Origin of the sequence: Chitinophaga sedimenti, assembly GCF_023156195.1 — a bacterium.
Taxonomy (GTDB): Bacteria; Bacteroidota; Bacteroidia; order Chitinophagales; family Chitinophagaceae; genus Chitinophaga; species Chitinophaga sedimenti.
The window spans coordinates 5,212,478-5,234,974 of record NZ_JAKUKA010000001.1; the positions used below are offsets into that span (position 1 = coordinate 5,212,478).

The 22,497-nt window shown below is 50.7% G+C and carries 26 protein-coding genes and 2 pseudogenes; 18 read left to right on the forward strand and 10 right to left on the reverse strand.

The window, feature by feature from the left end:
- Nucleotides 1–16: 16 nt before the first annotated feature.
- Genes creD through MKQ70_RS29955 form a run of 6 tightly spaced genes read left to right on the forward strand, consistent with a single transcriptional unit; the run spans nt 17 to nt 4,237 of the window.
- Nucleotides 17–1,327 carry a cell envelope integrity protein CreD gene (creD, locus tag MKQ70_RS29930; protein WP_248077973.1) on the forward strand — a complete coding sequence of 437 codons (1,311 nt, stop codon included), beginning with the start codon at nt 17–19 and terminating at the stop codon, nt 1,325–1,327.
- 20 nt (nt 1,328–1,347) lie between these two features.
- A complete protein-coding gene (locus MKQ70_RS29935) occupies nt 1,348–1,803 on the forward strand; it encodes a cobalamin-dependent protein (RefSeq protein WP_248077982.1) in 456 nt (151 codons plus the stop codon).
- Nucleotides 1,770–2,762: a B12-binding domain-containing radical SAM protein gene (locus MKQ70_RS29940; protein WP_248077984.1), complete on the forward strand. Its 993-nt coding sequence runs from the start codon at nt 1,770–1,772 to the stop codon at nt 2,760–2,762. Before MKQ70_RS29935 ends, MKQ70_RS29940 begins: the two co-directional genes overlap by 34 nt.
- A gap of 3 nt (nt 2,763–2,765) precedes the next feature.
- Nucleotides 2,766–3,170, forward strand: coding sequence for a hypothetical protein (locus MKQ70_RS29945; protein ID WP_248077986.1), 405 nt, complete (start codon nt 2,766–2,768; stop codon nt 3,168–3,170).
- A gap of 35 nt (nt 3,171–3,205) precedes the next feature.
- Nucleotides 3,206–3,574, forward strand: coding sequence for a diacylglycerol kinase family protein (locus MKQ70_RS29950; protein ID WP_248077988.1), 369 nt, complete (start codon nt 3,206–3,208; stop codon nt 3,572–3,574).
- A 27-nt stretch (nt 3,575–3,601) separates the two neighbouring features.
- Nucleotides 3,602–4,237 carry a DUF1361 domain-containing protein gene (locus MKQ70_RS29955; protein WP_248077990.1) on the forward strand — a complete coding sequence of 212 codons (636 nt, stop codon included), beginning with the start codon at nt 3,602–3,604 and terminating at the stop codon, nt 4,235–4,237.
- A gap of 74 nt (nt 4,238–4,311) precedes the next feature.
- Here the strand turns inward: MKQ70_RS29955 and MKQ70_RS29960 are convergent, their stop codons facing one another.
- Entirely contained in the window at nt 4,312–7,686 is a 3,375-nt protein-coding gene (locus MKQ70_RS29960) for a beta-propeller domain-containing protein (RefSeq protein WP_248077992.1), read from the reverse strand.
- Between the two features lie 55 nt (nt 7,687–7,741).
- Between MKQ70_RS29960 and MKQ70_RS29965 the strand changes: the two genes are divergently transcribed.
- Nucleotides 7,742–8,386: an MBL fold metallo-hydrolase gene (locus MKQ70_RS29965; protein ID WP_248077994.1), complete on the forward strand. Its 645-nt coding sequence runs from the start codon at nt 7,742–7,744 to the stop codon at nt 8,384–8,386.
- 41 nt (nt 8,387–8,427) lie between these two features.
- On the opposite strand, the gene MKQ70_RS29970 is transcribed toward MKQ70_RS29965, so the two are convergent.
- From MKQ70_RS29970 to arfB, 3 genes are read right to left on the reverse strand one after another with little or no spacing between them, the layout of a single operon-like run.
- The gene (locus tag MKQ70_RS29970) at nt 8,428–8,955 is read right to left on the reverse strand and encodes a lipopolysaccharide biosynthesis protein (RefSeq protein WP_248077996.1); all 528 of its coding nucleotides are present in this window, start codon (nt 8,953–8,955) and stop codon (nt 8,428–8,430) included.
- A complete protein-coding gene (locus tag MKQ70_RS29975; RefSeq protein ID WP_248078007.1) occupies nt 8,939–9,940 on the reverse strand; it encodes a lipopolysaccharide biosynthesis protein in 1,002 nt (333 codons plus the stop codon). Before MKQ70_RS29975 ends, MKQ70_RS29970 begins: the two co-directional genes overlap by 17 nt.
- Before the next feature lie 36 nt (nt 9,941–9,976).
- The gene (gene arfB, locus MKQ70_RS29980) at nt 9,977–10,381 is read right to left on the reverse strand and encodes an alternative ribosome rescue aminoacyl-tRNA hydrolase ArfB (RefSeq protein WP_372490044.1); all 405 of its coding nucleotides are present in this window, start codon (nt 10,379–10,381) and stop codon (nt 9,977–9,979) included.
- Nucleotides 10,382–10,414: 33 nt separating this feature from the next.
- Between arfB and dtd the strand changes: the two are divergent.
- The 6 genes and pseudogenes from dtd (at nt 10,415) to MKQ70_RS30010 (ending at nt 14,283) form a co-directional block, all read left to right on the forward strand.
- A pseudogene (dtd, locus tag MKQ70_RS29985) lies at nt 10,415–10,866 on the forward strand (D-aminoacyl-tRNA deacylase).
- Between the two features lie 75 nt (nt 10,867–10,941).
- Nucleotides 10,942–11,394, forward strand: coding sequence for a hypothetical protein (locus MKQ70_RS29990; RefSeq protein ID WP_248078009.1), 453 nt, complete (start codon nt 10,942–10,944; stop codon nt 11,392–11,394).
- Between the two features lie 85 nt (nt 11,395–11,479).
- Entirely contained in the window at nt 11,480–11,806 is a 327-nt protein-coding gene (locus tag MKQ70_RS29995) for a nucleotide pyrophosphohydrolase (RefSeq protein ID WP_248078011.1), read from the forward strand.
- 28 nt (nt 11,807–11,834) lie between these two features.
- Nucleotides 11,835–12,785, forward strand: coding sequence for a YihY/virulence factor BrkB family protein (locus tag MKQ70_RS30000; RefSeq protein ID WP_248078013.1), 951 nt, complete (start codon nt 11,835–11,837; stop codon nt 12,783–12,785).
- Nucleotides 12,786–12,856: 71 nt separating this feature from the next.
- The gene (locus tag MKQ70_RS30005; protein WP_248078015.1) at nt 12,857–13,105 is read left to right on the forward strand and encodes a hypothetical protein; all 249 of its coding nucleotides are present in this window, start codon (nt 12,857–12,859) and stop codon (nt 13,103–13,105) included.
- The gene (locus MKQ70_RS30010; protein ID WP_248078017.1) at nt 13,012–14,283 is read left to right on the forward strand and encodes a glycine--tRNA ligase; all 1,272 of its coding nucleotides are present in this window, start codon (nt 13,012–13,014) and stop codon (nt 14,281–14,283) included. Before MKQ70_RS30005 ends, MKQ70_RS30010 begins: the two co-directional genes overlap by 94 nt.
- 212 nt (nt 14,284–14,495) lie before the next feature.
- Here MKQ70_RS30010 and MKQ70_RS30015 read toward each other — a convergent pair whose 3' ends face one another.
- Together MKQ70_RS30015 and MKQ70_RS30020 are read right to left on the reverse strand one after the other, a co-directional pair.
- Nucleotides 14,496–14,972 carry a ferredoxin reductase domain-containing protein gene (locus MKQ70_RS30015; RefSeq protein WP_248078019.1) on the reverse strand — a complete coding sequence of 159 codons (477 nt, stop codon included), beginning with the start codon at nt 14,970–14,972 and terminating at the stop codon, nt 14,496–14,498.
- 152 nt (nt 14,973–15,124) lie between these two features.
- Nucleotides 15,125–15,358, reverse strand: a pseudogene (locus MKQ70_RS30020) (FAD-binding oxidoreductase); the annotation flags it as partial.
- Nucleotides 15,359–15,460: 102 nt separating this feature from the next.
- Here MKQ70_RS30020 and MKQ70_RS30025 point away from each other — a divergent pair.
- From MKQ70_RS30025 to MKQ70_RS30040, 4 genes are all read left to right on the forward strand, one after another.
- The gene (locus MKQ70_RS30025; protein WP_248078021.1) at nt 15,461–16,579 is read left to right on the forward strand and encodes a transcription-repair coupling factor family protein; all 1,119 of its coding nucleotides are present in this window, start codon (nt 15,461–15,463) and stop codon (nt 16,577–16,579) included.
- A 119-nt stretch (nt 16,580–16,698) separates the two neighbouring features.
- Complete coding sequence (locus MKQ70_RS30030; RefSeq protein ID WP_248078023.1) at nt 16,699–18,081, forward strand: DEAD/DEAH box helicase; 1,383 nt, start codon at nt 16,699–16,701, stop codon at nt 18,079–18,081.
- A complete protein-coding gene (locus tag MKQ70_RS30035; RefSeq protein ID WP_248078025.1) occupies nt 18,078–18,281 on the forward strand; it encodes a hypothetical protein in 204 nt (67 codons plus the stop codon). Before MKQ70_RS30030 ends, MKQ70_RS30035 begins: the two co-directional genes overlap by 4 nt.
- Before the next feature lie 131 nt (nt 18,282–18,412).
- Nucleotides 18,413–18,814 carry a TRCF domain-containing protein gene (locus tag MKQ70_RS30040; RefSeq protein WP_248081743.1) on the forward strand — a complete coding sequence of 134 codons (402 nt, stop codon included), beginning with the start codon at nt 18,413–18,415 and terminating at the stop codon, nt 18,812–18,814.
- A gap of 38 nt (nt 18,815–18,852) precedes the next feature.
- Here the strand turns inward: MKQ70_RS30040 and MKQ70_RS30045 are convergent, their stop codons facing one another.
- On the reverse strand, nt 18,853–20,394 hold the full coding sequence (locus MKQ70_RS30045; RefSeq protein ID WP_282456869.1) for a PKD domain-containing protein: 1,542 nt from the start codon (nt 20,392–20,394) through the stop codon (nt 18,853–18,855).
- Nucleotides 20,372–20,794, reverse strand: a complete 423-nt coding sequence (locus MKQ70_RS30050) for a lectin-like domain-containing protein (protein WP_282456870.1) — start codon at nt 20,792–20,794, stop codon at nt 20,372–20,374. Before MKQ70_RS30050 ends, MKQ70_RS30045 begins: the two co-directional genes overlap by 23 nt.
- A 304-nt stretch (nt 20,795–21,098) precedes the next feature.
- Here MKQ70_RS30050 and MKQ70_RS30055 point away from each other — a divergent pair, with 304 nt between their 5' ends.
- Nucleotides 21,099–21,734 carry an SIMPL domain-containing protein gene (locus MKQ70_RS30055; protein ID WP_248078027.1) on the forward strand — a complete coding sequence of 212 codons (636 nt, stop codon included), beginning with the start codon at nt 21,099–21,101 and terminating at the stop codon, nt 21,732–21,734.
- A gap of 200 nt (nt 21,735–21,934) precedes the next feature.
- Here the strand turns inward: MKQ70_RS30055 and MKQ70_RS30060 are convergent, their stop codons facing one another.
- Nucleotides 21,935–22,147, reverse strand: coding sequence for a hypothetical protein (locus MKQ70_RS30060; protein ID WP_248078029.1), 213 nt, complete (start codon nt 22,145–22,147; stop codon nt 21,935–21,937).
- Complete coding sequence (locus MKQ70_RS30065; protein WP_248078052.1) at nt 22,144–22,431, reverse strand: hypothetical protein; 288 nt, start codon at nt 22,429–22,431, stop codon at nt 22,144–22,146. Before MKQ70_RS30065 ends, MKQ70_RS30060 begins: the two co-directional genes overlap by 4 nt.
- Nucleotides 22,432–22,497 lie beyond the last annotated feature (66 nt).

A 22,497-nucleotide genomic window follows, 5' to 3' on the forward strand; every position in this document is an offset into this window, starting at 1 on the left:
ATAAAACTATACTATCATGGAAGAAAAATGGACTAAACGCTACGCATACGCTATCAAAGCCGCTATTGTACTGGTTATGGTAATTGTATTACTGATTCCTATGCAGATGATCGACTCAATGATCACCGAACGCTCGTCACGGCAGGAAGAAGCGATGAAAGACATCAGCAGTAAATGGGGCGAAGCCCAAACGCTTACCGGGCCCGTACTGGTGGTGCCGGTTAAAGGTGAGGAAAACGGGCAGCGCCGCAGGTATGCGTACTTCCTGCCCGATCAGCTGGAGATCAACGGCGACCTGCAATCGCATAACCGCAGCCGCGGTATTTATAATATGGCGGTATACACGTCCGCAATAAAACTGAAAGGCAGCTTTAAACGGCTGGTCACCGACGGACTTACCGCGGGTATTACCACCGGCAACCTGAATTTCGCGGAGGCGTATCTTGCCATCGGGGTAACGGACCTGCGCGGCGCCAAAGAGATGAAAGCCGCCTGGAACGGCAGTCCCGTCGTATTTGTACAGGGCACCGGGGACGACGATCTTTTCGCCAGCAGCATACAGGCTAAAGTGCCCGTTGCCGGCGATAGCACGGACCAGCACTTCGATATCAACCTCTCGTTACGCGGCTCCCGCCAGTTCAACTTTTCCCCGATAGGCGCCAATACAACCATTAATGTAAGTTCCAACTGGACATCGCCCAGCTTCGACGGCGCGGTATTGCCGGAAACCCGCAGCATCGGTTCCGACTCGGGCTTCATCGCAAAGTGGGAAATGCTCAGCATCGGCGCTTCTTTCCCGCAATCCTCGAGCGGCAATCATGTTAAACTGAACGGCTCCGATGTATCCGTGAAATTGTGGCCCGCTATCGACACGTACCAGCAATCGCTGCGTTCCGTGAAGTATGCGGTACTCATCATCGGCCTTACATTCCTGCTGTTTTATTTTATTGAATTGCTGCAGCAACGTACCGTTCATCCCCTACAATACATGTTGATCGGTCTCGCCCTGTGCGTATTCTACACCTTGCTGATCGCGATTTCGGAGCAGCTCAATTTTACGATCGCTTATATTATTGCATCGATCATGACCGTTGGTTTGATCGTGTTTTACCTGGCCAGCGTGTTTAAAAACCTGCGTACGGGGCTTGGTATCGGCGGGGCGCTGGCGGGATTGTACGCCTTCCTGTACGTGATCATCCGCTCCGAAGACCAGGCATTGCTGATGGGCAGTATTGGCCTGTTCGTGATCCTGGCCACGGTGATGTTTATCAGCCGCCGCATCCGCTGGGAACAATTGTCCGCTCCTTCCGCCTCCATTCAACCATAACCCGGAAAACTGTCCGCATCATGAAAATCAAAATGATTCTTCTCGCGCTGACCGAAGCTAAAAGTCCGTTCTGGCGGCCGATCAAATATTCGTTGTTCCCGCCGCTGGGACTGGCCACCCTGGCCGGTTACTGCAGTAAGGATGATGAAATAGATTTGCAGGACGAGCATGTGGAAGTATTGCGAACGGACGATCAGCCGGACCTGGTGATCATACAGGTGTATATCACCAATGCTTACCGTGCTTACGCTTTGGCGGACTATTACCGCGCAAAGGGTTGCTACGTTTGCCTTGGTGGCCTGCATGTGACTTCGTTGCCGGAAGAAGCGGCCCCGCATGCGGACAGTATTTTCCTGGGGCCGGGCGAAGATATTTTCCCCGCGTTCTGGAAGATTTCCGGAACAGGCGTCCATTGCCACGTTATACCTCGAAAATACGAACGTTGCAGGGCATTCCTAAAGTGCGCCGCGACCTGATCAAAAGGTCCTATTATCTCGTACCGAACTCCATTGTTGTAACCCGTGGCTGCCCGCATCACTGCGACTTTTGCTACAAAGATGCCCTCTTTGAAGGGGGACGGTCGTTTTACACCCAGACCGTTGATGATGCTTTGTCTGAAATAGACCGTCTCCCCGGGCGCCACCTTTATTTCCTGGACGATCACCTGCTGGGTAACCAGCGTTTTGCCAGCGGCCTTTTCGAAGGTATGAAAGGCATGGACCGCGTATTCCAGGGCGCCTCCACCGTAGACGCTATTCTGCGTGGCGACCTGATCGAGAAAGCCGCGGAAGCCGGTATGCGCAGCGTGTTTGTAGGTTTTGAAACGTTAACGCAGGGCAACCTGCTGCAAAGTAACAAGAAGCAAAACCTGGGTAAAGACTACGCCGCGGCCATCCGCCGCCTGCACGATTTAGGTATCATGATTAACGGGAGTTTCGTGTTCGGATTAGATGAAGATGGCCCCGATGTATTTGAACGCACGGTGGAATGGGCGGTAAAAATGGGCCTTACTACCTGTACATTCCATATTCTTACGCCGTATCCCGGCACCGGGCTGTATAAAGCCATGGAGGCCGACGGACGGCTGCTGCACAACAACTGGGATTTGTATGATACCCGGCACGTGGTATATAAAACGCGGGGCTTATCGGCGGAACAATTGAAGCGGGGCTACGACTGGAGTTACAGGGCGTTTTATTCGTGGAGCAACATTGCCCGCGCCTCGCTGCAGCACGACGACATCAAACATCAACTAAAACATTTTGCTTACGCAGGTGGATGGAAAAAGTTTGAACCCCTCTGGAACTTTATGATCAAGCACCGCCACCTGAACCAGATGCTGCCGCTGCTGGAGGCGATCCTCTCCAAAGTGCGGCATACGCCGCAACCAACGGCCGGCATGGCTGCATTTCCTCATCAACCTGAAAACAGATAAATAATGAAAACAATGATTCCTAACTCACGCTGGCCCATGTGGCTCGGCATTTTCCTCACCCTGCCCGCAGGCTGGTTAATTATGACCACCATCCTCAAATACGGCATGGGGTACAACTTCCTGTCCGACTGGTCGGAGCCGGTGGCGGCGCGCCTGGGACTGGTCACCTACGGACTTGGTTTTAACCTGCTGGTGATCCTGGCGCCGATGATCGCGGTGATTATCAATGTGCTGTCGTTTACACATTATGAGTACACCTTTTACCGTCATTTCATTTCGATGCGGTTTATGGTGCGTAAAAACTGGTGGAATATGGCGGTTGCGGCCAACGGGTTGCTTATCTTAGGCCTGGTATTTATTTATTTGCTGGGAGAGAACGGATGGCGCTTTATGTTCCTCTTTGAATGACTGCCCCAACGTCCTGTCCTGATAATATTTTGTGTATGTCCATTTTTAAACAAACCATCAACAACCGGCTACGGAGTTTCGGTTACGCCTTCAGCGGAATTATCGCTTTTCTTAAAAGTGAACCGAACGGCAGGGTACACGCGGTAGTAACCCCACTGGTGATTGCCGCGGGTCTGTATGTTCGGTTGTCGCTGGTGGAGTGGTGTGTACTTGTTTTAGTAATAGGATTGGTATGGATCACGGAGATGCTGAATACCGCCGTGGAAAAAACGATGGATCATTTGTCGCCGGAGCGGCACGAATCGGTAAAGTTTGTGAAGGACGTGGCGGCCGGTGCTGTGCTCATTTCCGCTGTGGTGGCGGTGGCAGCGGGGCTGATTATTTTGTGCCAAAGGTGCTGGTGATTTGCGGCATCGATTAAAATTTTAATCATGAAATTATTGACTGTGCGAACGGGTGTAACGCAGCTGCTTACACGAAAATATACTTTAACACACATGGCCTATCTCGCCACGTTGTTTTGCCTGTTCCTCGTAGCCGTGCGCATGCGCTACACAGGCACTACGGCCTACGCGTTCATGATATGGAATCTTTTCCTCGGCTATGTACCGTTTATACTGAGTAACGCGATGGCGGTGGTAAAACCGTTGGTGCAGCGCTGGTGGCTGTTATTGCCGATGCTCGGATTGTGGATTATTTTCCTGCCAAATGCGCCATATATGATTACCGATCTTTTTCACCTGGAGCCTTTTGGCGCCGTGCCGCAATGGTTCGACCTGTTTCTGCTTTGTTCCTTTGCGTTTACGGGAGTGCTGATTGGTTATTTATCGATGGCGCAGGTGAAAGGCCTGTTACAGCAACGCTTTGAAGCGAGGCTGCGGGGATTTAATCTGCCTGTAATATGGCTTTGTGCGGCCGGTGTGTATGTGGGCCGTTTTTACGCTGGAATACCTTGGATTTGTTTACCCGTCCTGCGGCTGTACTCCGTGATTTTTTCGGCATTGTTTTTCAACCATCTCATTACCCCGGTGCATGGGGATTTACTTTTTGCATGGGTTGCTTTATGAGCATCCTTTACTACACCGCAAAAAAAATCCCGGGCCGTATCTGACCCGGGATTTTTCTCTTTTTATCGAATTGTTTAGAAGTCAACTCCCATACCGAAGGCCCATACCGGCTTGCTGCCGAAGAACTTGATCATCGGCCACCCTGCATCGACACGCAGATAATAACCTGCAATTGTCGTTCTGGCGCCGAAGCCGTAGCCACCTACAAACGGTCCGAGGAAACCTTCTTTTACCCGGGTAACGATACCGTCGCCGCTGTAGAAGTAGGTGTAGTTCGCATCTTTAAACTTCAGTTTTTCATACCAGGCGGTGCCCAGGTCAATGAAGGAAGTGAGCATAAAGTTGCGGAGGAAAGCCGAGTTGATAGGTTTATCCATCAGCGTGGTGAATACCGGCATACGCAGTTCGGTGTTGAACAACATGACGTTGTTACCGTTCCGCGCGTTCTGACGATAACCGCGCATATTGTTGCTAAGCGTTTGGTAGGCGTAGTTCGCCTCGTAATTAATCGGGTTGTTGCTGTTAATTTTCGGGTTGAATTCATTATCTGCACCGCCGAGGTAGTACAGGATTTTACGTCCGCCCCATGATACGTCCGCAGAGAAGCGGGTAGCCCAGATGAAGTTGCGGAAAATCTTGTGGTAGTGGCGAACGTCTACACCCATGTTGTAGGTGAATTTGTTCTTCGCTGCAAACGGATTGGCCACCGCGCTGTAGTTACCAACGATCAGCGAATTCACGTCCATATACACCTTATAACGGGTACCGTTCCAGATGTTAATGGCCGGGTTGATGGTATTGTCATACACATATTCAAGGCGCCCCACAATGCTTTTATCTTCCACATCGGGTGTTTTGAGCGACAGCTCATCGTTCGCAAGTATCGTCTGCCGGTCTGTACGCCAGCCGATCTGTAAACGCAGGCTGCGCGCCTGGTCAAACGGATAACGTACTTCCGCCTGGTACAGGTTGGTTTTCATCTTCGCGGGGTAATCCACGTTATTGATGGTATCGATCAACGACCCTTTATCCACCTTGCGGTAGTAAGTAAATTTGTAATCGAAGCGGCGCTTCAGGTAAGAAGCCGAGGCGAAGTATTCACTACCGTCCAATGAGGTGGGGATACGGAAGCCGCCGTTGAATTTCCAGTCTTCCATCAGATCGCTCACCCCGATGCGGATCATACCGTTTACGGGGTCGGCCAGGCGGATAGGTGCAAAGGGGCCGCCGGAAAATGGCTGGTAACGGGTAATCAGGACCGAGTTATCGATCTGCGCCACCAGGTAATCGGTGGAGAACTTAAGGCGGTAAGCCGACAGGCGTGCGCTTTTCAGCACCGGCGGTTCGGTAACGATCGGCATATCCGGCACATTGCTGGCCGTTTGCACCGACGTGTCGATTGGTTCATTGCCGAACTCATTCTGGAAGAAGTTTGTTTTCGGCGTGGTGTCGATCTGCTTCTCGAAATACATCGGGATGCCCATTGCGATGCTGTCTTCACGCATCTGCTGCGCGCGGAAGCGGGTCGGACGGGCGTTCACATTGCGCTTACGCAGGGTAACCGTATCTACCTTTAATTTGAATAAACGTCTGAAATTGGCCAGGCGCACTACTTCCGATACCTGTCCCTGGTCGCCGGCAGCCCTTGATTCCCGGATGCCGTACTGGTAGTTGGTGATCGGGAATACGTAAGTAGAATCCTTTGTAATGGAAATAGCCATAACCGTATCTGGCGCGGTGGAGCCATAAGCCTGCAGCGCAGAATCCAGTTCTTCGCGGTCCGGGTTGGTCAGCAGCTCGGCGCCGATCTGGTACACGCTGTCAACACCCGCTCTTTCCGTCTTAAAGAAGCCCGCATAACGGTTGGAAATACCGTTAGCATCCGACACGAAGGTGAAGTGCGTGGTGTTATACTGCACCGGGAAACGCGCATTGCCGTACTTCATATCGGTCAGCTGCGAAATTTGTTTCTCGGAAGATTTATTCCAGTTATCGATCAGGAAGACATTATAACGATTGTGCGGCAGTACGGTGTCGGACGTACGCGCTTTTGCGGAGGGGCGGTTAGAGCTGTAAATGATACCGCTCTTGCCCGGGAAGGCCACGAATGAAGGGTCGAGGTCATCGTACACGTCATTGGTAATTTGCTCCGTTTTGAAGTTGGAAGCGTTGTAAGTGTAAATATCCGTATGGCCATTTTTGATGGCGGAGAACAGGAACGAGTTATCATGCTCCCAGAAGAACTTCATGTCCACCACGCGGTCGAACATGGTAAGGTCCTGTACCGTACGGATTTTGGAGATAAGGTCATAGATCAGCAGTTTGGATTTGCCTTCATGTTCGTAGGCTACCGCGATCTTGTTACCCTTCTGGTTCCAGGCCAGCAGCGGGTAGTTCGGGTCCAGTTTATTGGCTGTCATCCGCACACCGCTTTTCAGGATCACTTTGGGCGTGCTGTAAATACCCACCTGTACCTGCACTTTATAGCGGCCGTTTTTGTATTCGATGGCGGCGTAGGAGTTGTTTTTCGGATTGGCCGCAAAACGGAAGTAATCTGCTTTGGTGCTGATTTCCCGGGCTACGATACTTTGTCCGCGTGTCACCTGGCGGCGGCGGCGGTTATCTTCCTGGTAGCGGCGGGTATTGAACAGCATGAAATCTTTCTGGGCATTTTTAGGCGACATGCGTAATACCTGCTCGAAGCCCTTTTTAAGACCGCGGTTAATACGGGTAATGTACATGAGGTAAGGCACCGCATCTTTCCCGTACTTGCTTTCCACGTAGTACCAGAACGCCTGTCCCGCCAGCAGCGGTTTTTCAAACGCCAGCTGATTAAACGTACGGTAACGGCCGGAGGCCAGGGTCACTTTCAGTTCTTCGTCCAGTTGAGAGTTCCAGTTTTCGGCAGCGTAGGAGATAAATCCGTCCGTAAACCAGTTGGGGAAGTCGATCAATACCGCGTTGCCTGCAAATTCGCCGATGTCCTCACCGAAGAGGAGGGTTTCCAGCATTACCCGGGCAATACCCTGACGGATCTGTTTGCGGAGGTGTTCATGGTCGCCATCGAAATATACCAGCAGCTTGTTGCCCACGAGTTTGGTTACACCGCCGGTATTTTGCCAGTCGATGCCGATGCCTATATTGGACTGCTTCATCTCCCCGAAGCTGTTGTAAACAACAATGTTTACACGCTGGCGGAAGGTGAATTCCATGAATTGTTCGAGCTGAGGCAACTCTCTTTCTGCAGCCTGCGCCACATATTTACCCAGTTCCAGGCCATTCTGACTGAAATAAGTATAAAAATGGCGGGTGGTATAATAACGCCATTTGAAGTTTTTATACTGTACACGGTTCTGTCCAAATTCTACTGTATTCGTCTGTGCTTTCAGTATCAGCGGGCCACATAGGATACCGGATAAAATTAATAACCTGGTAATAAATCGGTTCATACAGAAAGATTGATAATATTGTATCAGGAATAAAATTAGCTAAAAAACGGTAACAATGATTGAAATCAAATATTTCACCTTTAATCCTTTCCAGGAAAATACGTACCTGCTTATAAACGATAAAAACGAGTGTATCATTATAGACCCGGGCTGTTATTTTGAGAATGAACGGAAAGAATTACAGGATTATATCGCAAACCGCGGGCTAAAGGTTGCCCGGCTGCTGAATACACATTGCCATATTGATCATATTTTCGGTAATACTTTTGTATCCCGTACCTATAATGTCGGGCTGGAGATACACCCGGCCGATCAGGTGGTGCTGGACAGCTCGCCGCAGGTGGGGCAGATGTACAATATTCCATTCGAACCATCGGTGAACCCGACGTCATATTTGCAGGAGGGAGATAAAATCCAGTTCGGGGACGATGAGCTGGAAGTGCGGTTTACGCCTGGGCATGCGCCGGGGCATGTGGTGTTTTACTGCGCCAGTCAACAGTTTGTGATCGGGGGAGATGTACTATTTTATCTGAGTGTGGGAAGGACGGATCTTCCGGGCTGTGACCATGCCGCGCTGATGCGTTCGATCAGGGAGCAGCTGTTTACCCTGCCGGACGAGGTAAGGGTATATCCCGGGCACGGGCAATCGACGACCATCGGGTTTGAGAAGGAGCATAATCCCTTTATGAAGGAAGAATAGCAAAAATAAGGGCATTCCCGCGGGAATGCCCTCCATATACTTTAGCCCCTGCGTTTGACGAGGTTTACAAATCCCACACGTTCCCGCTGCCACACAAAACCGATGTAAACAACCATTCCGGCCACCCCGCAGGCAATTCTCAGTACCTGGGAGGTCAGCTGCGCCGTTCCGAAGTAATACGCCGCATAAATAGCCAGCGCAAGCAGGAGGTAACTGCAGATCGCCTTCACGTTATAAGGCACATAGTAGTACTTCTGCCCCATGAAATAAGTGATCACCGTCATCACAAAATAGCAGATCAGGGTGGCCCAGGCGCTGCCCACGAACCCGATCCTCGGGATCAGCCAATAGTTAAGCACAATGGTAATCACCGCGCCAATAACGGTAACGTATGAACCGAGCAGGGTTTTATTCGTCAGTTTATACCAGATAGTCAGGTTGTAATAGATACCGAGGCAAACATACCCGAAGGCCAGTAAAGGAATAACGGGCAGGCCGGCCAGGTATTCCGGGTTGGTGCGACTGTCTACCAGGTACCGGATCCACACCGTATCAGCAAATAACACCACGACCGGGGAAGACAGCGAGGCAAATGATGGTAAAAAAGTACATCACCTTGGCGTACACCTTGGGCGCATCGCTCTTATTCGACTCGTTAAAGAAGAAGGGCTCGGCCCCCATGCGGAATATCTGGATAAAGATGTTAATGAGCGCAGCGATCCGGTAACTGGCGCTATACACGCCCACGAGCGACTTGTTGGTAGCCTCGTCGTACGGCAGCAGTTTACTCAGCAGGGTGCGGTCCAGCGTTTCATTGACCATGCCGGCTAAGCCTACTACCACTAGGGGCAGGGAGTAGATCATCATCTGTTTCCACAGGTCTTTGTTAAACCTGGGGCGGAACTGGCCCAGCTCCCTGGACAGCATCAGCAGCGTGGCCACGCTGGCAATAAGGTTCGCGATCACCGCGTACGCCACCTGGGAAATAGACGGGTCGTAGATTTTCAGGAAAATACTGTCCGGGTGGTGCGCCTGTAACCAGGGACAAAGTCCTACGAAATACAGGGTACATGTCACCGAAATGATAATATTAAAAAACTTGATCAGTGCATATTTCATGGGCCGCCCTTCTTTGCGCAGTTTGGCGAAAGGGATGGTGGCGATGGCGTCCAGGCCGATAATGAAAGCCAGGTACACCACGTATTCCGGGTGCAGCTCCAGTTCCATGAACCGGGCAATCCACCCGGACGAGATGACCATGGCGGCGCTGAACAGCACGGACGTGCCTATCAGGGAGCTGAGGGTGGTCGAATACACGTCGTTCCGGAACTCGTCCATTTGCGCAAAGCGGAAATAGGACGTTTCGGTGCCGTAAGTAAAAATGACGTTCAGGAAAGTAGCATAGGCATATACCAGGGCATAATCTCCAAATTCCGCCGAACTGTGAAACAGGTAGGTAAGTCCGAAGGAAATCAACACGTTCAAAAATCGGCCAAGGATCGTAGGTACGCCGTAAATGAGGGTTTGTCCCGCAAGTTTTTTAATACTGCTCAAGGAAAATGAGTTTGAACAAAAATAGAATTAATCCGATCAATAGATATTTCCGCGCCGGTTTTGTTTCTTTTCAGACAGGCGTTTCTTCAGTTGGATCCTTTTTTCCTTTACAGCGGCAGTGGGTTTGGTGGCCACCCGTTTCTTGCGCACGGTAAGGGCCTGGTTGATCAGCCGGTTGATTTTGTTAATGGCCTCCATTTTATTCCCGAGCTGGGTGCGTTCTGTTTGCGATTTCACCATCAGCAGGCCTTCGCTGTTGATCTTGCTGGCCAGTTTCTCGTTCAGTAATGCCTTTTGCTCTACAGACAGCCGCAGAGAGGCCAGTATATTGAAATACGCCTCTACCATGGTTTCAACCTTGTTAACGTTCTGTCCTCCCTTGCCTCCGCTGCGCGCCGTTTTAAACGAGAGCTCGGGCGTAATGTCGATATGTTGTTGCATAAAACTATCTTTATTCCGCAAAAATAATGATTTATGAAAGCGGTGATTCAACGGGTTTCGCAAGCATCGGTAGTAATTGACGAAAAGGAAAAGGCGGCGATCGGGGCGGGGCTGCTCGTCCTGATCGGCATCGAAGACGCGGACACCGCCGAAGATATTGACTGGCTGAGCGCGAAAATCGTGAACCTGCGCATCTTTGGCGACGAAGCCGGGGTGATGAACCTGTCCGTAAAAGACATAGCGGGCGACGTATTGCTCGTGAGCCAGTTTACCCTGCATGCCTCCACGAAAAAGGCAACCGTCCCTCGTACCTCCGCGCCTCCAAGCCCGATATCGCCATTCCGCGCTACGAAAAAATGATTGCCCGGCTGCAGCTGGACCTCGGTAAGCCCATTTCTACCGGCGAGTTCGGGGCCGATATGAAGGTGTCGTTGCTGAACGACGGGCCGGTGACCATTCTCATCGATACAAAAAACCGGGAATAGGCTGTAACTTTTAGAGCAGCCCGGGCGCTTTATGTTTGGTAACCGACTTATCTCCCTAAACAAACAATTCCCGCTATGCGTTTATTCCCAATGCTCCTCCTTGTCCTGACCTCCCTTTTTGCCTGCAAACGCGACAAAGACGATGATCTTACCGGCATTTGCCCGCCCGGCGTTGGCTCTTCTCCATTACAGGTAGTGCTTACGGACAAGGACGGCAAAAACCTGCTTTTCGGCCCCGGCGCAAAGATTAACCCGGACAGCCTCAGTGCTAACAGCATGTATGAAAGTTACATCGGCAAGCCGCAGATGAACGCAGCCGAAGGGTACATACAACTCAATATGATGTGCGGTGCCCGCAATACGTCTACGTTGTGGGTAAAGTTAAATGGCCAGCAGAAAATCTTTCATATTACGTTTGATATGAACAAGGCCACTAACTATACCACGGCGTCTAAAATAAGCGTCGACAATGGTGGTAGCGGCAATGCCAAAGCTACTCCTTATCCCACCATCAAACTTCCCTACTAGCTTCGTTTTCCCGTTCAGTATATTGAGAAACCGCCCGGCTGTGGCGGTTTTTCTTTATCTTTACCCGGCAAAAACAGTTTTTGTTATGACGATTAAAGAAGCCCGGGAGCGGGTAGACGCACGGATTAACACGACCGGCGTGCGTTATTTTTCCGAATTAACCAATATGGCGATTCTAACCGAGGAAGTGGGAGAGGTGGCCCGCATCATGTCGCGCCAGTACGGTGACCAATCGTTTAAGGAATCAGATAAAAAGAAAGAACTGGCCGACGAGCTGGCCGATGTACTGTGGGTACTGTTGTGCTTGGGCAACCAAATGGGGATTGATCTCACAGAAGCCCCGGAAAAGAACTTCGAGAAGAAGAATATCCGCGACGCCAACCGCCACCGCGAAAACGAAAAACTACAGTAAACGGCACGGGCCTTGATACGGTTCCCGTATGAAGCTTCACATCAATTTTAGATTCTACTGGCAGGTCCTGAAGCAGGCGGCGACAGATTTTATGAGTGACAAGGTGCTCAAAATGAGCGCGGCCCTTGCGTACTATACCATATTTTCCATTGCGCCGATGATGATCATCGTGATCTTTCTCTGCGACATCTTCCTCGGGCGCGAAGCGGTGGAAGGCAAGCTGTTTAACGAGATACAGGGCATGGTAGGCCCCGAGGCCGCCGCCCAGATCCAGCAGATGATCCAGAACGCCTCTTTGTCCAACAACGTGAGCTGGGCCACCATCGTTGGTGTTGTAACGCTCATTGTGGGCGCTACCGGGGTATTTGGCGAGATCCAGGATTCCATCAATACCATCTGGCGACTGAAAGCCAAGCCTAAAAAAGGCTTCGTCAAAATGATCATTAACCGGTTATTGTCCTTTTCCCTGGTGATCAGCCTTGGCTTTATCCTCCTGGTATCGCTGGCCCTTAACACACTGATGGAGGTCATGAGTGACCGCCTGTTCGCTTTTTTCCCGGAAGCCGAGGTGGTAGTCGTTTATATCGCCAATATCGTCATAACCCTAATTATCATTTCGCTCTTATTCGCTATCATATTTAAAGTACTGCCCGACGCAAAAATCCAGTGGAAACATGTACTGGTGGGCGCGGTAGCTACTGCTATCCTGTTTATGCTGGGCAAGTTCGGCATCGGGTTGTATATGGGCATGTCTAAAGTAGGCACCACTTACGGTGCGGCGGGTTCTATCGTAATTATCCTGCTGTGGGTCTACTATTCATCTGCTATCCTCTACTTTGGGGCAGAATTTACCCGGTCCTGGGTAGAAAAGAAGGGCTGCGAAATTGAACCTAACGACTACGCCATCTGGGTAAAACAGGTGGAAGTGGCTTCCGACGGTATCATGGATGAGCGGAAAACTGCTGCGCGTAAAGTCTGATAATAATCGATAAACATAAGGTAAAATAAATCCATGCGTGATTTCGATTTTGGAATTTATATTTGCGAACTATGGCAACTGATCAAAATAAATTCCAGGCGATCATTTCGCACTGTAAAGAATATGGATTCATTTTCCAGTCGAGCGAAATATATGACGGTTTAAGCGCGGTATACGATTACGGTCAGTACGGCTCTGAGCTCAAACGTAATATCCGTGAGTACTGGTGGAAAAGCATGACGCAGATGCACGAGAACATCGTGGGCATCGACGCGGCTATTTTTATGCACCCCACTACCGGAAAGCATCCGGCCACGTAGACAACTTCTCCGACCCGATGATCGATAACAAGGATAGCAAAAAACGCTACCGGGTAGATCACCTGATCGAGGCGCATGCCGAAACGCTGGATAAAGCGGCGGGCGAAGCGCTGTTGGCCCAAATGGACGAATTACTTAAAAACGATGATTTCAATGGTCTGCGTGACCTGATCATCGCCAATAATATTAAATGCTCCGTAAGCGGTACCCTGAACTGGACAGACGTTCGTCAGTTTAACCTGATGTTCAGCACCCAGCTGGGTAGTGTTTCCGATGAGTCCAGCGAAATTTACCTCCGCCCGGAAACAGCGCAGGGCATTTTCGTAAACTTCCTGAACGTGCAGAAAACCGGCCGTATGAAAATACCGTTCGGTATCGCGCAGGTGGGTAAGGCTTTCCGTAATGAAATCGTGGCCCGCCAGTTCGTGTTCCGCATGCGTGAATTCGAGCAGATGGAAATGCAGTTCTTCATCCGTCCTGGCACTCAGAAAGAGTGGTACGAGTACTGGAAGGAAGAGCGCATGAAGTGGCACCTTGGTCTGGGTATTTCTAAAGAGAAATACCGTTTCCATGACCACGTGAAGCTGGCATTTTATGCGGATGCAGCCTGCGATATCGAGTACGATTTCCCGATTGGCTTTAAAGAAGTAGAAGGTATTCACTCCCGCACAGATCACGATCTGGGCCGCCATCAGCAATTCTCCGGTAAAAAAATGCAATACTTCGATCCGGAGATCAACCAGAACTACGTGCCTTACGTAATCGAAACCTCTATCGGTCTTGATCGTACGGTGTTGCTGGTACTCAGCGAAGCATATAAAGAAGAAGATCTTTCCAAAGACGGCAAAGAAGACAGCCGCGTAGTACTAAGCTTCCCGCCGAAACTTGCACCCGTTAAGCTGGCTGTATTCCCGCTTACAAAAAAGATGGTCTGCCTGAACTGGCCGCGCGAACTGATGGCCGATTGCAAACAGGACTTCTACTGTTTCTACGAAGAGAAAGATGCAATTGGTAAACGGTATCGCCGCCGGGACGCGATCGGTACGCCGTTCTGTGTAACTATCGACCACCAGACCAAAGAAGATGGCACCGTAACCATCCGTCACCGCGACAGCATGGAGCAGGAGCGCATCCCAATGTCATCGGTACGTGAACTGGTACGCCAGGCGATCCGATAGTCAGTTATCATATTCGAAAAGGGTCGCAACGTATAGTTGCGGCCTTTTTATTGTTGACCAGCTATGGTAAATCCATCAACCGCCCTTGGTCACGTTCTCTCATTAGTCATGAAAAATCAGCACTAATGCTATTTTACCCTTAGTAGCGCCCCATACCGCCTCATCCACCCATTCGTTGCCCGTTCGATAAGCCTTCTGCACAGGTGGAGGTGTTACAAACCGGCTCCCTGGTATCCGAAGATGCCAGCGACGCAGCACTTCACCGCAGGGATAAATTCAGGGAGCAGGGGTATTTGTAAAATGGAAAGGAAAAAGATGAACGGAGCGTCGCAACGGCGGCTACATCGGGAATCAACCGTAGAGTTCCGGTGAATATCCTTGCGGTCATACCCCATGGCCAGGATACGCTGCTTGGCCTCGTCGATCATGGCCTTCCAGCCGCAGAGATAAAAACTGGCCGGCCGCCTGTCCGCCAGCAACCCCTCGTACACATTGTGCACATACCCGCGCTGCCCCCACCAATCCGCATTCTGATCACGACTTAGCGTGGGGAGATATGTAAAGCCGGGCATTTCCTGCTGCAGACACCGCATTTCCTGCGCGTACAGTAAATCCTGCTCCGTGCGGGTGCCAAATACCAGGTAAATAGGCGGGTGCGGAATTTGATGGAGATGCAGATAGTGCACCATGGCCCGGAACGGCGCAATGCCCGTACCCGTGCATACGAGGAAAAGGTCTTTTTCCAGCCGTTCGGGAAGGGTAAAAGCGCCTGCGCTTTGCTCACCACCAGTTCGCTGCCCTCATGGATTTCGTTAAACAGGTAGGTGGTGCCCGCGCCGCCTTCCAGCAGTACGATCACCAGCTCAATTTCGTTGGTGCCGTTCGGATGCGAGGCAATTGAATAGCTTCGCCAGCGCTTGTTTTTCTTTTCGTGAATAGGCAGATCGAGGGTAACGAATTGGCCAGGCTTGAAGTCGAACCGCGCCAGTTCCGGCATTTTAATCCAGAACCTGCGGGTATTGGGCGTTTCCTGGTGAATGCGGGCGACGATGCCGGTATACCATTGGTCCAACATAACGCGGAGTTTATATAAATATAACTAAAATCCGTGTGACCCGTTTTTAATGTCAATCATCGTATCTTTGCATCCTTCATGAATCTACAGGCAGTACTTCAGATGTATGAACGGGACCCCCGCCTGCGCAAGCTGGCGACAGGACTCACATTGCCCGTTCCGCGGTATTTTCATCTAACCGGTCTTACCGGTAGCGCCGCAAACTTCGTAGCAGCCGCCATTTGGGCGGGCTCCGACAAGAATCACCTTTTTATTCTCAACGACAAGGAAGAAGCCGCTTATTTCCATAACGACCTGGAGCATTTGTCGCAGGCGCTGGATATTTTCTACTTCCCCGACTCGTTTAAAAAGACCGGGCAGTTCTCGGAGATCAACAGCAGCCACAGTATGTTACGTACAGAGGCGCTGATGAAGTTTTCCGGTCCCTCGATCCATAAAAAAGTGCTCGTTACCTACCCGGAAGCCCTCTGGGAAAAGGTGGCGGGTAACACCTCCTTCACCGCTAACATGGTACAGTTGAAAGTGGGCGAAACCGTAAAGGTTGATCCGCTGCTCCAGAAGTTGGTAGGCTGGGGGTTTGAACATACCGATTTCGTGTATGAGCCTGGCCAGTACGCCGTGCGCGGTGGTATCCTGGACATCTACTCTTTCGGTAACGATAAGCCTTATCGCTTTGAGCTGTTTGGTGACGAAATAGACTCTATCCGCATTTTTGACGCGGAAACCCAGCTGAGCGAACGCAAACTGATGCAGGTAACGCTGATCGCCAACATGGATACCCATGCGGTGGAGCATACCAAATCATCGCTGCCGGATTTTCTCCCCGAAAACACCGTGGTGTGGATGAAGGACCCGGCGTATGTGCAGGACGTGGTGCAGCAGATGGAACAACGTTTTCATGACTGGCTGCAGCTTGGCCAGAAGGTGAAAGTGGGCGAAGAGGAGGAACTGGAAATGACGGAGCGCGACTTTGTACCCGGCAACGAACTGATCCGCCAGCTACAGCAAAAGCATAACATCGTGATCGGTCCTAAGTTTACACACGAAGGCCAGTCACCGGAAGTCATTCATTTTAATACGCAACAGCAACCGGTATTCAACCGCCAGTTCGAAATGCTGATCAAAGACCTGGCGCAACACAATGCGGCCAAACAAACGATTTTCATCTTCGCGGAAAACCCGCGCCAGCTGGACGTTTACGCAGCATCTTCGAAGACCTAAAGGCTGATTTCGTCTTTTACCCGATACCCACCCCGATCAGTGCCGGTTTTATCGATGCCGATCTGAAAATACTTTGTTACACCGATCACCAGATCTTCCAGCGTTTCCACAAATACAAGGTGAAACAGGCCTACAATAAAAACAAGGCCATCACCCTTAAAACGCTGAAGGAGCTGCAATCGGGCGACTTCGTGACCCACATCGATCACGGCGTGGGCGTTTACAGCGGGTTGCAGAAGATAGAAGTGAACGGAAAGATGCAGGAAGCGATCCGCATTATTTACAAGAACAGCGATCTGCTGTACGTAAACATCAACTCCCTTCACAAAATCAGCAAGTATTCCGGTAAGGAAGGCGTGGTGCCCAAAGTGAATAAGTTGGGCAGCGATGCGTGGGATAAGCTGAAGGAGAAAGCGAAAACGCAGGTAAAAGATATTGCCAAAGACCTGATTCGCCTGTATGCCGCGCGTAAGGCACAGCAAGGCTTTGCGCACTCACCCGACACGTACCTGCAAACGGAACTGGAAGCCTCGTTCATTTACGAAGACACGCCCGACCAAAGTAAAGCTACGGCCGACGTGAAACGCGATATGGAAAGCGGCGCGCCCATGGACCGCCTCGTATGTGGTGATGTGGGCTTTGGTAAAACGGAAGTAGCCGTGCGTACAGCGTTTAAAACCGTAGTTGATGGTAAACAGGCCGCTGTATTGGTCCCTACGACCATCCTCGCATTCCAGCACTACAAAACATTTTCTGAAAGGTTGAAGGATTTCCCCTGCACGGTGGATTACCTGAATCGCTTCAAATCTGCAAAAGAAAAGAAAGAAACCCTGCAGCGCCTCGCTGAAGGAAAGATCGATATCATCATTGGCACCCACGCTTTGCTGAGCAAAGATGTGAAGTTTAAAGACCTTGGCGTGCTCGTGGTAGACGAGGAACAAAAGTTCGGCGTAACGTCCAAGGAGAAGCTGAAACAGTGGAAAGTAAACGTGGATACGCTGACCTTAACGGCCACGCCTATTCCAAGAACATTGCAGTTTTCGCTGATGGGCGCGCGCGACCTCTCCGTGATCAATACACCACCGCCGAACAGGCAGTCGATCGAGACCGAGGTGCATGTGTTCAATGCCGACCTGATCCGGGATGCGATCTATTACGAAACGGAGCGTGGGGGACAGGTGTACTTCATTCACAACCGCGTAAACGGTTTGCGTGAGATGGCCGGTCTTATCCGGGAGCTGTGCCCCGACTTGTCCATTGCCACCGCGCACGGGCAAATGGAAGGACATAAGCTGGAGGAAGTGATCCTGAACTTTATTGACCGGGAGTACGACGTGCTGGTATGTACCAATATCGTGGAAAGCGGCGTGGATATTTCCAACGCGAATACAATTATCATCAATAACGCGCATCACTTTGGATTAAGTGACTTGCACCAGCTGCGTGGCCGTGTGGGCAGAAGCAATAAAAAGCGTTCTGTTACCTGCTGGCGCCGCCGGTGAGCACGCTGCCGGCCGACAGCCGCAAGCGACTGCAAACGCTGGAACAGCACAGTGAACTGGGTAGTGGTTTCCAGATCGCCATGCGCGACCTCGACATCCGTGGAGCGGGTAACTTGCTAGGCGGTGAACAAAGCGGCTTTATTGCGGAAATAGGGTTCGATATGTACCAGAAAATCTGGACGAAGCCATCCGCGAACTGAAGCAAACCGACTTCAAAGACCTGTTCAAAGATCAATTAGAAGAGAAGAAGGATTACATCAGCGATTGTACCATCGATACCGACCTGGAAATCCTGATCCCGGATTCTTATATCGAAAGCATACAGGAGCGCCTGAATCTTTACCAGGAGCTGGATAATATCACTTTGGAAGAAAAATTACAAGCCTTCGAAAAAGACATGGTGGACCGCTTTGGCCCGATTCCCGGCCCGGTGCAGGACCTGTTCATCACCATTCGTACCCGTTGGCTGGCCATCCGACTGGGCTTTGAAAAAATGATCCTGAAAGATGAAAAGCTGCGCTGCTACTTTATCAACAACCCGGATTCACCTTACTTCGAATCGGTGACCTTTAATCACCTGTTGAATTATATCCAGACGCGGACCAATAATGCGCGCCTGAAACAGGTGGGGAAGAACTTTATGTTGGTAGTGGAGAAGGTGAAGAGTATGGAGCAGCTGCATCGGTTTTTGGAGGGAATTGTGAAGAGCCAGGATGCGAAGGTGGGAGCATAGAAAAACATTAGGGCCGGTATGTATACCGGCCCTTTCTATTATCGTATAAGCGTTACAGTGCCTTTCCTTAACACATCGCGCCCCATATAATCCTTGCCGCTGATCGCCCACACATACGTTCCCATGGGCATAGGGCGCCCGTTCAAGCGGCCATCCCAACCTACAGACAGCTGGTTGGTGTAAAATACCTCGCCACCCCAACGGTCCCACACCCGGAAATAATCGATTTTAGGAATGCCGGGAGCAATGGCCCGGAACACGTCGTTCAGGCCATCATTATTAGGCGTAAAGCCCGTGGGCACCCAAAACTCCGGCCCCCTGTATACTTTGATATTGATCGTATCCATATCCACACAACCTTCGCCGGAAGTAGACGTCAGTACATAAGTTTGATCTGCATTTAACGTGGCTACCGGATTAGCAATAAACGGATTATTTAACCCCGTGGATGGCTGCCAGGAAAATGAACTGGAGCCTGTGGCGTTCAGTTGCAGCGGCTGTCCCATCGCGATCAGCGTATCGGTGCCCGCAAAAGCATTTACAGCGACCACGCGTACGGTAGCACTGGCGGTTTCGGACGGACAGCCATTTGTGCCGGTGGCAGTAGCACGGGCGATGAACTGTCCGCCGGTAGCATAAGTATGGCTGAAGTTATCGGACTGGCTGGTTTGCTGGTCGCCCAACTCCCACGCCCAGCTCATTACCGGTGAAGCGGCGTTGGTGCTGGTGGCGGTGAAAAAGGCTTCTTCTCCCAGGCAAACAGCCGTGCTGGCGGTAATCGCAATATCCGGAGAGGGCAATACCTCCACTATTTTCCTGGCGCTGCCAGTGCAGCCTTCAGCGGTAGTAACGGTGAGTTGTACGGGATACTGCCCGGCCGCATAATTAATACTGGCGGTGGAGCGGTCGCCCGTTTGCCCGTTCCCGAAGTCCCAGGCCCAGCGGTTTACGGTGCCTACCCTTACGGTGGAGGCGTCCGCAAATAAGGAGGGAGGGCCATCGCAGAGCAGGTTAGGGGCGGTGAAATCCACCACGGGGTAAGTGCCCAGTGTTACTTTCTGAAACAGGGTATCGGATATACAGCCGCTGTTGTCCTGTATCACCAGTTTTACATCGTATACACCTGGCTGGTAGTTATGAATGGGAGGATTGGGTGCGGCCGGATCGGTGCTTAGGTAAGTGGTGCCGTCGCCCAAATCCCAGAACCAGCGGGTAATGCTGCCGAATGAACTCGAATTATCATATAGCTGCACGGGTGTGCCTTCGCAAAAGATGGTTTGTCCGCTGGCGAATTGCGGCCGAAGTGCCGCGCAGAATTGCTGCAGGTTGGACGAACCTCCGGTGGAGCCCGCGAAGCCCCAATATACCATGGGATCACCGCCGAATACGTCGGTTACAATGTCTTTGGTAAGCGTCAGGCGGTTTTCTCCGTCCATATCTACCGTAAAGGTTAACGTAGTGGCATCCCAGGAAATCTTAAAGATGTGCCAGGCGCCATCTTCAATATTATCGCTGTTGGCCAGTGCCGTTACTGGCCCTGCCAGGTTATTGGATGCATTATGATCGCTGATGCCATTCATCTGGATGGCTACGTGGTCGTAGGGGGATCGTTTTCATTGTTGTTCTGCCGGTATCGATCAAGATGCCAATCGAGGGACTCACACCTGCAAACCCGATACCTTGTCCCGTAGCGCCCAGGCTGGTACCTTGCGTTTGGAGGATGAAGCCGATGCCGTCTGCACCATTGGCATCTTTGCTGCCAAGATTTACATCGAACGTATATACAAAGGAGTTAGCCAGGCTGATCTTGTTGCGGTTCCGTGCAGTGCCGCTCTGTGTGCCCTGGTCGGCCGTTAGTTGATAACAGTTACAGCTTTTCTGCTGCGCACTGCCGTTAAGTATGTAGTTGTTTTGCGCCAGCGTAAGCTGTGCACAACAAACAAGAACTGCTGTGAAAAATAATGGTATCGCTCTGAACATTAGCAAACAAACCCCAGCTGGCATAAAATTGGCCGGAACAGGCAAGGAAAATACTATATTTTATCGATTGTGCACCGTAAAGGCAGGACAGCCGGAAATATAATATCAACCTAAATACATTTATGTTTGTAACATAAAATGTTAAAGAACGTTAAAGTCTAAAAGCATTTATGGAATCAGGAGGCAACCCCGCATCCTGATTACGAAAACAAAAAGAGAAACCATGAAAAAGTTGATTTTAGCATTAACCGGTTTAGTTATGACTATGGTAGCAAATGCACAAACGAGCTCAAACATTCCTCCCGTGAAAAAAATTGAGGTGACTGCTTCGGCAGAACTGGAGATCACGCCTGATGAACTCTATTTCAACATCTCCCTGCGGGAATATTTCAAAACAAAAACAAACAAGGTAGATATCAGCACGCTGGAGCAACAGTTGCAGAAAGCAGTGCAGGCGGCCGGCATTCCGAAAGAGAACTTCACTATCGAGAACGCATATGGCTATAATGGCGTACAGTGGTGGAAGAAGAAAAAGCCAACCACAGAGGAATTCCTGGCCCGCAAGCAATACCGCCTGAAACTGGCCGATCTGAAAAAGATCAACGGCATCCTGGCTGGTGTTGATGAAGAAGGTATCGAAAGCGTAAACATCGCATCATTTAACCATAGCAAAATGGAGGAGTTCCGTAAGCAGGTGAAAATTAACGCGATCAAAGCGGCCAAAACCAAAGCCGAATACCTGGCTGCTGCAGCTGATGAAAAACTCGATGGTGTACTCGAAATCCAGGAGATTCCGACAGACAGCTATGCTGATGCGCGTCCGATGGTCGCTTTTTCAAACGCCCGTATGGCGGCCGGCGACGCAGTACCGCAATCTGATATCGATGTAAAAACCATCAAGATCCGTGGTGAAATGAGGGTGGTATACAAAATCAAATAAGGAATACTTTTATAAAACAGAACCGGGCAGTGAGCGTTAGCTCTCTGCCCGGTTCTGTTTCAGTAGGTGTCGGCCATTTCGTTGATGACCAGTTCATGGTGGTCCGTGTGATACTAAACTGTCATTTCATTCGCTATTTTGCAGCTTGCGCACCTGTGCCCGGCAGAGACGCGCAATAATTTATAGTCAGGTTAAATGGCCTACGGCGTAACCGACACGTCGAACTCACCATTCGTAATTTCCATCGTTGATTCCGGGTCCATATCGCTTAGCAACAAACCGCTGAAGCTGCCCTCCGCATGTGTGCTGCTGATTTTCGTAATTGTTATCGATGCACGGCCCACAGATGCTTCATTATTATAAGAAGAGAAACCGCTCATATCGGGGAGCGTAACCCAGCCAATCGCGTTCATCGGATTCGTTTCGGAAGAGAAAGTGCCGGTCTGCAGCTTTTTTCCGGGAAAAACACGTTTACGGTAGCAATCCATTTGTTATTGCCTGAAGCGGACATTACCAGCATATAACCGCCCAGCGTGTCCATGATAGTACCGGAAACCAGGTTTTTATTAGCGAGATATGTGCTGTCGGAAATGTCCAGCTGCATGGTGCCGCCGGGGATGAGGTCTTTTGCCTTTTCACAGGAAAAAAGACCGGTTATAACTGTCCCGCAGATCAGCGCGAACAGGAGCGTCTTCATTTTCATAGGATGGTTCTAAAATTAGATTTTCAATAGGTGTATTCGGTTCTCAGTGTATTCGGTTTG